Genomic DNA, 8,648 nt, shown 5'->3' with positions numbered 1-8,648 from the left:
TACTGCGGCGTCGCGCCGCTCGCCGCCATGGTCGCGGCCTCCGTCCCCGGCGCCGAGGTGCACGCGGCCGATCTCGACCCGGCCGCGCTGGCCCTGGCCGGGCGGAACCTGCCGCAGGGTGCTCGCGTGCACCTCGCCGACGCGCTCGACGGGCTTCCCACCCGGTTGCGGGGGAGGCTGACGACGATCGCGGCGGTCCCGCCGTACGTGCCAGAGGCCGAGCTCGACCTGATGCCGCGCGAGGCGCGGGATCACGAGCCGGCGAGCGCCCTCGTCGGCGGCGGTGCCGACGGGCTCGGCCACGTGCGCCGGCTGATCGCCGACGCCCGTCCGTGGCTCGCGACGGGCGGGCAGGTGCTCCTCGAACTGCACGCCGCCCAACTGCCCGTCGCGGCAGGCGAGGGACGCGCCTCCGGCTGGCTGGCGAGGCAGCACCCGCCGACGGCGTCGAGGACGGGAGTGCTCGAGCTCATCGCCGGGTAATACAGTGGCGGCATGGACATCCGCATCGCCGCGTACGGGGTCATCATCCGGAACGGCGAGATCCTGCTCTCCCATTGGCACGAGCACGGCCGCTCCGCGTGGACGCTGCCGGGCGGCGGGATCGAGGGGGCGGAGCATCCGCTCGAGGCGGCCAAGCGCGAGATCCGCGAGGAGACCGGCTACGACGCGGAGATCGACCGGCTGCTCGGCATCGACACCATGATCGTGCCGGCGGCGAAGCGGCACCACGGCTCGGCGCCGCTGTACGCCATGCGGATCGTGTACCGCGCGCACGTCGTCGGCGGGCGGCTGCAGCACGAGGTCGGGGGCTCGAGCGATGAGGCCAGGTGGGTCCCGCTCGACGAAGTCGACTCGCTCACGCGGGTGAGCCTGCTCGAGATCGCGCTGCGCATGAATGCGGACGAGCCGGCTGACGGCGCGCCGTCGCGCGCCTGAGGGACGCCCACGCCGGAGACGGGCGACGGTCCCGCCCGGCGAGCGGACGGGACCGTCGTGATCGGTCCGGATGCGGCGTTCATGGTGATCAGAGCGTCCGGGCCACGAGCGCGAGGGTGCTGAAGTTCGCGTCGCGGAGTCGGTCGGCCTCGCGCTGGAGTCCGGCCGTGCGCACGAGGTCGTCGGCGCGCGCGCGCTCGGAGCGGGCGCGTCGCGCCTCAGCGGCGCGGCTCCAGGTGAGAAGTGCGAGCCCGGTGCGTCGCGCGAGGCGCTCCTGCAGGCGGCCGCTTCCGGCCGCCACCTGTTGCGCGGTCGAACGGGTTGCGGTGAGTGTGGTGTTCACGGTGTGTTCCTTCATCGGATGGGACGGTGACGCGCGCGGGTGCGACGCGCCGGGAGGTGACGTGTGCGGGCTCCCGGGACGCGCGCCGCGGCATCCGTCGCCCGATGGCGGGCTCACGGCACGAGGGCACGAGTGGCGGGAGAGGCTCGGCGATCCGTGCGATCGGGATGCCGGGGGACGGAGGTCGCCCGCGATGCGGGCGTGCTCGTCAGGCGGTGGACCTGCTCTGAGCGGTCAGCGCCGGAGGGCGCGAGCTAGCAGGCCGCGAACGGAGCGCCGAGGAAGGCGACCGCGCGGATAGGCGACTGGATTCGCTGCATCATCATGGGGTCTCGCCTCCTCTCCTGGGCCGTGGCCGACCGTAGTGGTCGAACCGAGTCACGACCATAGCGTCGTTCGCTCCTCACACGCAAGAGGATTCCGGGAATCCGTCCGAAATCAGTGCCAGCACTGAACGCGCGGGGTGGTCGCGGACGACGACGGCCCCCCATCCACTCGTGGATGGGGGGCCGTCGGGAAACCGTGGGGTCAGATGACGGGCGACGGTGCGGCACCCGAGTCGGATGCCGTCGCCGGCTCCTCGTCGGCGACCCAGAGCTCGTCATCGGCACGGAACGTCTGCCAGACCGCGTACGCGACGCCGGCCGCGGCGATGACGCCGGCACCGATCGCGAGGTACGTGCCCACGCCCGGGCCCTGCTTGCGCCTCACCTCCGCCGCGGCACGCGGCGAGACGCGCTCGATCGCCCGGCGGACGCGCGTGTCGTTGGCGATGTCGCCGATCGACAGCAACGAGCCGAGCGCACTGCCGATCGACCGCTCGACCTGGTCGCCCGCGGTCCGCGCATAGCTCCGAGCCTGGTCGAAACCCGGCCGGACATAGGTCTGGTAGCCCGTGCGCACCCGCGGAACGACCTCCTCCTGCGCGAGCAGGTTGACCTGGCGGCTCGCCTCCCGGGCGATCTTGCTCGCGTGATCCAGCACGTCCTGCTGGTTCCCCCACAGATCCCCTGCACTGCTGCGCAGTCGCTTGAGTTCCTTCCGGCGCTTGCGTGACAGGCTCATCTCGACCTCCATCGTTGTGCAGCGAACTCCTCCATCCTGCCACCGAACCGGCTGGATGTGGGTGGAAAGGGCGGGGGTTGCCAGTCTCGTGCCGAATCGTGCATGAGAGAATCGTCGGTATGCCGAATCCCACCGCAGTCGCGACGATCACCACCAACCACGGCGACATCAAGGTCGACCTCTACGGGAACCACGCACCGAAGACGGTGAAGAACTTCGTCGGCCTCGCGACCGGCGAGATCGAGTGGACCCACCCCGGTACGGGACAGACCACCACCGACCCCCTGTACGACGGCGTGGTGTTCCACCGCATCATCCCCGGCTTCATGATCCAGGGCGGCGATCCGCTCGGCCAGGGCATCGGCGGACCGGGCTACCGCTTCGACGACGAGATCCACCCCGAGCTCGACTTCACCGAGCCCTATGTCCTCGCCATGGCCAACGCCGGCATCCAGGGCGGGAAGGGCACCAACGGGTCGCAGTTCTTCATCACGGTCGGCCCGACCACGTGGCTGCAGGGCAAGCACACGATCTTCGGCAAGGTGACGGATGCCGCGAGCCAGGCGGTCGTCGAGAAGCTCGCCTCGGTCCCGACCGACGGCCGGGACCGTCCGCTCGACGACGTCGTGATCGAGAAGATCACCGTCGAGCAGGCCTGAGCCAGACCCCCGACCCCCGGTGAGCGACCCGGCGCCCGAGCGCGCGAGCACCTGCTATCGGCATCCCGACCGGCAGAGCTTCGTGCTGTGCCAGCGCTGCGGCCGCACCATCTGCGGGGAATGCCAGACCCCGGCGCCAGTCGGCGTCATCTGCCCCGAATGCGTGCGCGAGCAGCGCGCGTCGGCACCGCGGACCAAGCCCGCGGTGCTGACGCGCGTCCGCTCCGCCGCCGGCCGCGGGGCACCGGTGGTGACGTATTCCATCATCGGCATCACCCTCGCGGTCTACCTCCTGCAGCTCATCCCCGGGCTCGCGATCACCGACCGTCTCCTCTATGCGGGCGTCTACTCGCTGCCGTTCAACTTCGAGCCGTGGCGCATGATCACGTCGATGCTCGTGCACTCGACGGGCCTGATCTTCCACGTCGCGCTCAACATGTACACGCTGTGGATCTTCGGGCAGCTCCTCGAGAACGTGCTCGGGCGCTGGCGATTCCTCTCGCTCTACCTGATCTCCGGCCTCGGCGGCTCGGTCGCCGTCCTGTGGCTCTCCGATCCGCGGACCGGCGTCGTCGGCGCGTCGGGCGCGATCTTCGGCCTCATGGGCGCCTTCCTCGTGATCCAGCGCCGGCTCGGCGGCAACGCGACGCAACTGCTGATCCTCGTCGGGATCAACCTGGTGATCGGGTTCGTCCCGGGCTTCAACATCGCCTGGCAGGCGCACCTGGGAGGCCTCGTCGTGGGCGCGCTCGTCGGCTTGATCTACGTCGAGACCCGCAAGCGCGACCAGCGCACCCTGCAGGTGGTCCTGCTCGCCGCGCTCGTGCTGGTGCTGCTGATCCTCAGCCTGAGGTACTTCTTCTTCCCGGTCTTCTGAGGCCGTCGCGGGCTCCTCGAATCGGCCGCTGGCCACCCCGCTGTGAGCGACCGATCCCGGTTATCCACAACGCTGTCCACAGTTGGGGAGAGTTACACGGGTGTGATTCCGCACGATGTCCGGAATTCCGGGCTTTCCGAGTTTCCACAGGGTGTGGACGGTGTGGAGAACCCTGTGGAAGGTGTGGATAACACTGTGCAGAGATGGGGAAAGCGGGGCGGATGCCGCAGCATCCGCCCCGCTTCGAGGTCGTTCAGGCCGGCGTCAGCGCCAGCGCGTGGTCATGAGGAAGCCGATGAAGGCGATGCCGAATCCGACGAGGATGTTCCACGAACCGAGCGCGGCCACCGGCAGCGCACCCTGGCTCACGTAGAAGAGGATGATCCAGACGAGGCCGAGCAGCATGAAGCCGAACATCACGGGCTTGAACCAGACGGGATTCGGCGCGTCCTCGCCGCTCGGCTGCTCCGCGCGCGCGGGCTTCGAAGAATTGGTGCGTGCCATGCGGGAGATTCTACTGCACCGGATTCCGCCTCCGATCCGAGCGGGAGTCGGCCGGCAATAGACTCGCGCACATGTCGAGGAGTGCCGCGGCGCCCGTGCCGGCAGCGCCCGTGCCGCCGAGCCCGCGGCGTCGGACGAGCGTCATCGGCGTGCTCGGCGAGCTCCTGTTGACGGCGGGAGCGCTCGTGCTGCTGTTCCTCGGCTGGCAACTGTGGTGGAACGACGCGATCACCGGGGCGCAGCAGTCGGCAGCGGCATCCGACCTGTCGGTCGCGTGGCAGGAGCAGACCCGCACGCACGGGGACGGCACGGGCGGCGAAGGCGAGCGCGACGGGGCCGACGGGGCCGTCGCCGAGCCGCCGGTCGACGCCGACGTGCGCCCCTACGGCGAGGCGTTCGCCGTCATGTACGTCCCCCGATTCGGCGACGACTCGCAGCGGACCGTCGCCGAGGGAACCGGGCTCGACGTGCTCAACGACGTCGACACCGGAGTCGGCCACTACGAGGGCACCCAGATGCCGGGCGCGATCGGCAACTTCGCGATCGCTGCGCACCGCAGCGCCTACGGAGGCGGGATGCACGAGATCGACCGGCTCCGGCTCGGCGACGGCATCTTCATCCAGACCGCCGACGCCTGGTACACCTATCGGTTCCGCGACCTCGAGTACGTCACGCCCGACACCGTCGGGGTGCTCGCGTCGGTGCCGCACCATCCCGGACTCGCAGCGGTCGACCGCATCATCACGCTCACGAGCTGCAACCCGCTGTACTCGACGGCCGAGCGCATCATCGCCTACGGCGTGCTCGAGTCCTGGCGTCCCGCCTCGGCGGGCCCGCCAGACGAGATCGCGGCCGCCGTCGCGGAATGGGGGCGATGAGCGTGTACGCGGCCTTGTGGCGTATCCTGCCGGGACCGGCCTGGTTCCGCGTCATCCTCGTGCTGGCCATCCTCGCCGGCGTGATCTTCGTCCTCTTCACCTGGGTCTTCCCCTGGGTGGATGGGATCGTGAACCCAATCGACGTCACGGTGGAGCAATGACCCGGATCCTCGTCATCGACAACTACGACAGCTTCGTGTACACCCTCAACGGGTACCTGCAGGAGCTCGGCGCCGAGACCGAGGTCGTCCGCAACGACGACATCGCGGTCGAGGACGTCGCCGAGCGCATCGCGGAGTACGACGCGGTGCTCATCTCGCCCGGCCCGGGCAAGCCCGCCGATGCCGGCGTCTCGATCCCCGTCGTCGAGGCCGCACTCGCGTCGGGTCAGCCGATCCTCGGCGTGTGCCTCGGCCACCAGGCGATCGCCGAGGCGTTCGGCGCCGTCGTGACCAACGCCGAAGAGCTCATGCACGGCAAGACGTCGAAGGTCGTGCACGACGACAGCCCCTTCTACGAGGGCGTCCCGCAGCACTTCACCGCGACGCGCTACCACTCCCTCGCGGTCGTCGACGGCACCGTGCCCGACGACCTCGTCGTCACCAGCCGAACCGACGGCGGGGTCATCATGGGGCTCCGGCACGCGACCGCCCCGATCCTCGGCGTGCAGTTCCACCCCGAATCCGTGCTCACCGAGGGCGGCTACAAGATGCTCGGCAACTGGCTCGCGATCGCCGGGCTGCCCGAGGCGCGGGAGCGCGCGCAGTCGCTCAACCCGCTCGTGCGGGCGAGCTGAACGCTCAGCCCGCGCAGTAGACGAGCTCGACCGCGGACTTCTGCGGCACGTCTCCCGGAGCCGGCGACTGCCGGATGATGGGCGAGCCCGGCTGCGACGCGCAGCTGGCGTCGGGCACCGGCGTGGGCGTCAACTGCAGCGACGACGTACCGAGGTACGAGGATGCGGCCTGCAACGACTGCCCGGTCAGGTCGGGCAGCGTCACGTTCCCCGACGAGATCGTGAAGTTCACGGTGCTGCCCTGATCCACCGACGACCCGCCCTCCGGGTCGGTCGAGATGACGACCCCGGCGCCCACGGTGGGCGAGTTCTGCCGCGTCTCGGAGCCGGGGGCGAGTCCCGCATCGGTGATCGCGGTCTTCGCCTGCTCGAGCTGCATGTTGACGACGTCGGGAACCGAGACCGCCTCGCGACCGGTGGACACGAACACGCTGACCGGCGTCCCGGTGTCCACGATCTCCCCGGCAGCCGGCTCCGTCTCGATGACCTGCCCCGCAGGCACCGTGTCGCTCACGCGATCCATCCGCGTGGGCGGCAGGGTGAGCGCCTGGAGCTCGTTGGCCGCCTCCTCCCACGTCGAACCGCTCAACTGGGGGACCTCCCGCGCGTTGGACGGCAGCGTGTCGCTCGGCTGGAGGTTGAACGCCCAGTACATGACGGCGACGACGATGACGACGACCGCGATGATGCCGGACCAGATCCAGATCGCCGGCGGACGTCGCTGCGTCCGCGTCATGGTGTCGTCCTCGGTGAGCTGGCGGAGCGCCAGTTCGGACGTGGACAGCGAGCCCGTGGGCGTCCCGAAGAACAGCGCCGTCTCGTCGGTCTTCTTCGGGACCGGGATCCGACCGGATGCCGCGGCCTCGACGTCGGCGCGGAACTCGGCGGCGGTCTGGTACCGGGTCGTGCGGTCCTTCGCGAGGGCGTGCATGACCACCGCGTCGAGGGCGGGCGACACCTTCGGGTTGATCACGCTCGGCTTGACCGGCCGCTCGCTGACGTGCTGGTACGCCACCGCGACCGGGGTGTCGCCGCGGAACGGCGGCCGGCCGGTGAGCAGCTCGAACAGGACCACACCCGTGCTGTACAGGTCGGTGCGCGCATCGACGGTCTCGCCCTTGGCCTGCTCCGGCGAGAAGTAGGAGGCGGTGCCGAGGATCGCCGTGGTCTGCGCGACGGTCGTCGCCGAGTCGGACACGGCCCGCGCGATGCCGAAGTCCATGACCTTGACCTGGCCGCCGGTGGTGATCATGATGTTGCCCGGCTTGATGTCGCGGTGCACGACGCCGGCGCGGTGCGAGTACTCCAGCGCCGTCAGGATCCCGTCGATCACCCGCGCCGCGGCGGCCGGGTCGAGCGGCCCGTCGTGGATGATGTCCTTCAACAGGCGGCCCTCGACGTGCTCCATCACGATGAAGGGCAGCTGCACCTCGTGGCCTGACGAGTCGAGCACGGTCTCCTCGCCGGCGTCGAAGACTCGGACGATCGTCGGGTGTGCCATCCGCGCGGCCGACTGCGCCTCCTGACGGAACCGCATCCGGAACGCCGGATCGGTGGCGAGCTGCGGCTTCAGGAGCTTGATCGCCACCTGCCGGCCGAGACGGGTGTCGGTGCCCACGTGAACGTCGGACATGCCACCGCGCCCGATGAGCGCACCCACGCGGTACCGACCCGCGAGCATGCGATCGTCATCGTTCACGGTGTCTCCGTTTCGTGTAGGGCTCGTTCCGGGGATGCTACGGCTGGATGGTCACGGGCGCGGCGGGGGAGAACGGCGAGTCCAGCTGACCGCAGAAGTAGCGGTACGTGACCTCGAAGTCCTGGCTGCCGGCCTGCACGTTGACGCTCGTCGTCCCGGCACCCACGGGGCTCGGCGCGGTCGCGTCGTTCGTGACCGCGACCTCGTAGCCGCTGAGCTGCTGACCGGAGGGGCAGGAGGCCGCGGGCCAGCTGACCTGGACGATCCCGCCGGATGCGACATCCGCCGGATTCACCGTCGGCGCGTTCGCCGGCGCGCTCGGGGTCTCGGGCGCGCCCAGGTAGGTGACCGTGATGGTGGTGCCGATCTCGACGGGACCACTCGGGTTGACGTCGGAGACCGTGTTCGCCTGGTCGGGGGTGGTGGCCGGCGCGCCCTCCTGGGTGGTCACGGGGAAGCCGAGCGCCTCGAGCTCCGCGCGGACGTCGTCGACGCTCCGGCCGATGTAGGCGGCACGGTCGATCTGCTCCGTGGTCGGTGCGGCGGTGGTGGTCTCGGGCGGCGGCGCACTCGAGGAGGTCGGCGGTGCGGAGCTCGTCGAGGGCGGACCGCTCGACGTCGACGCCGCCGGGCGGTTGCCGCTGTTCAGCGCGAGCGCGATCAGCGTGCCGATGAGGACGAGCGCGAGCAGGATGATGAGCACGATGAGCGGCCACGTCCACGGGCTGCGCTTGCGCTCGGCGGGCGGCTCCTCCTCGCCGTCGGGAACGGCCGCACCGGTGGCCAGCACCGTCGTCGCCGCAGTGTTCGCACCGGCCTGGGGCATGAGCATGGTCGCCGCGGTCATGCCCGCCGCGGCGCCGAGCACGGCCGGCACGGCCGCGGCCG

Annotated in this window: 12 protein-coding genes; 7 read left to right on the top strand and 5 right to left on the bottom strand. The window is 70.5% G+C overall.

Annotated elements, in window-relative coordinates; all coding sequences use genetic code 11:
* Positions 1 to 483: class I SAM-dependent methyltransferase (locus ESO86_RS18675; RefSeq protein WP_479722779.1), on the top strand; the 483-nt coding region annotated here is incomplete at its 5' end.
* Positions 484 to 495: 12 nt separating this feature from the next.
* On the top strand, positions 496 to 939 hold the full coding sequence (locus tag ESO86_RS07185; protein ID WP_129234286.1) for an NUDIX hydrolase: 444 nt from the start codon (positions 496 to 498) through the stop codon (positions 937 to 939).
* Positions 940 to 1,027: 88 nt separating this feature from the next.
* On the opposite strand, the gene ESO86_RS07180 is transcribed toward ESO86_RS07185, so the two are convergent.
* Both ESO86_RS07180 and ESO86_RS07175 read right to left on the bottom strand, forming a co-directional pair.
* Positions 1,028 to 1,282, bottom strand: a complete 255-nt coding sequence (locus ESO86_RS07180) for a hypothetical protein (RefSeq protein ID WP_129234285.1) — start codon at positions 1,280 to 1,282, stop codon at positions 1,028 to 1,030.
* A 528-nt stretch (positions 1,283 to 1,810) separates the two neighbouring features.
* Complete coding sequence (locus ESO86_RS07175; RefSeq protein ID WP_129234284.1) at positions 1,811 to 2,347, bottom strand: hypothetical protein; 537 nt, start codon at positions 2,345 to 2,347, stop codon at positions 1,811 to 1,813.
* Between the two features lie 119 nt (positions 2,348 to 2,466).
* Between ESO86_RS07175 and ESO86_RS07170 the strand changes: the two genes are divergently transcribed.
* Positions 2,467 to 3,006, top strand: coding sequence for a peptidylprolyl isomerase (locus tag ESO86_RS07170; protein WP_129234283.1), 540 nt, complete (start codon positions 2,467 to 2,469; stop codon positions 3,004 to 3,006).
* A gap of 19 nt (positions 3,007 to 3,025) precedes the next feature.
* A complete protein-coding gene (locus ESO86_RS07165; protein ID WP_129234282.1) occupies positions 3,026 to 3,883 on the top strand; it encodes a rhomboid family intramembrane serine protease in 858 nt (285 codons plus the stop codon).
* A gap of 264 nt (positions 3,884 to 4,147) precedes the next feature.
* Here ESO86_RS07165 and ESO86_RS07160 read toward each other — a convergent pair whose 3' ends face one another.
* Positions 4,148 to 4,387 (bottom strand): cell division protein CrgA, encoded by a 240-nt coding sequence (locus tag ESO86_RS07160; protein ID WP_129234281.1) that lies wholly within the window; start codon positions 4,385 to 4,387, stop codon positions 4,148 to 4,150.
* Between the two features lie 71 nt (positions 4,388 to 4,458).
* Between ESO86_RS07160 and ESO86_RS07155 the strand changes: the two genes are divergently transcribed.
* From ESO86_RS07155 to ESO86_RS07150, 3 genes are read left to right on the top strand one after another with little or no spacing between them, the layout of a single operon-like run.
* Positions 4,459 to 5,265 (top strand): class E sortase, encoded by an 807-nt coding sequence (locus ESO86_RS07155; RefSeq protein WP_129234280.1) that lies wholly within the window; start codon positions 4,459 to 4,461, stop codon positions 5,263 to 5,265.
* Complete coding sequence (locus ESO86_RS18670) at positions 5,262 to 5,426, top strand: hypothetical protein (protein ID WP_165307460.1); 165 nt, start codon at positions 5,262 to 5,264, stop codon at positions 5,424 to 5,426. Before ESO86_RS07155 ends, ESO86_RS18670 begins: the two co-directional genes overlap by 4 nt.
* On the top strand, positions 5,423 to 6,061 hold the full coding sequence (locus ESO86_RS07150) for an anthranilate synthase component II (protein ID WP_129234279.1): 639 nt from the start codon (positions 5,423 to 5,425) through the stop codon (positions 6,059 to 6,061). The genes ESO86_RS18670 and ESO86_RS07150 overlap by 4 nt, the downstream gene beginning before the upstream one ends.
* A 4-nt stretch (positions 6,062 to 6,065) precedes the next feature.
* Here ESO86_RS07150 and pknB read toward each other — a convergent pair whose 3' ends face one another.
* Positions 6,066 to 7,742: a Stk1 family PASTA domain-containing Ser/Thr kinase gene (gene pknB / locus ESO86_RS07145; RefSeq protein WP_129234287.1), complete on the bottom strand. Its 1,677-nt coding sequence runs from the start codon at positions 7,740 to 7,742 to the stop codon at positions 6,066 to 6,068.
* Positions 7,743 to 7,797: 55 nt separating this feature from the next.
* Positions 7,798 to 8,648 (bottom strand): PASTA domain-containing protein (locus tag ESO86_RS07140; RefSeq protein ID WP_129234278.1); only part of this gene is annotated, 851 nt, incomplete at its 5' end.

Origin of the sequence: Agromyces binzhouensis, assembly GCF_004135055.1 — a bacterium.
Lineage (GTDB): Bacteria > Actinomycetota > Actinomycetes > Actinomycetales > Microbacteriaceae > Agromyces > Agromyces binzhouensis.
Note: the sequence above shows the minus strand (reverse complement) of the source record. Positions and strands in the feature narration are given on the sequence as shown.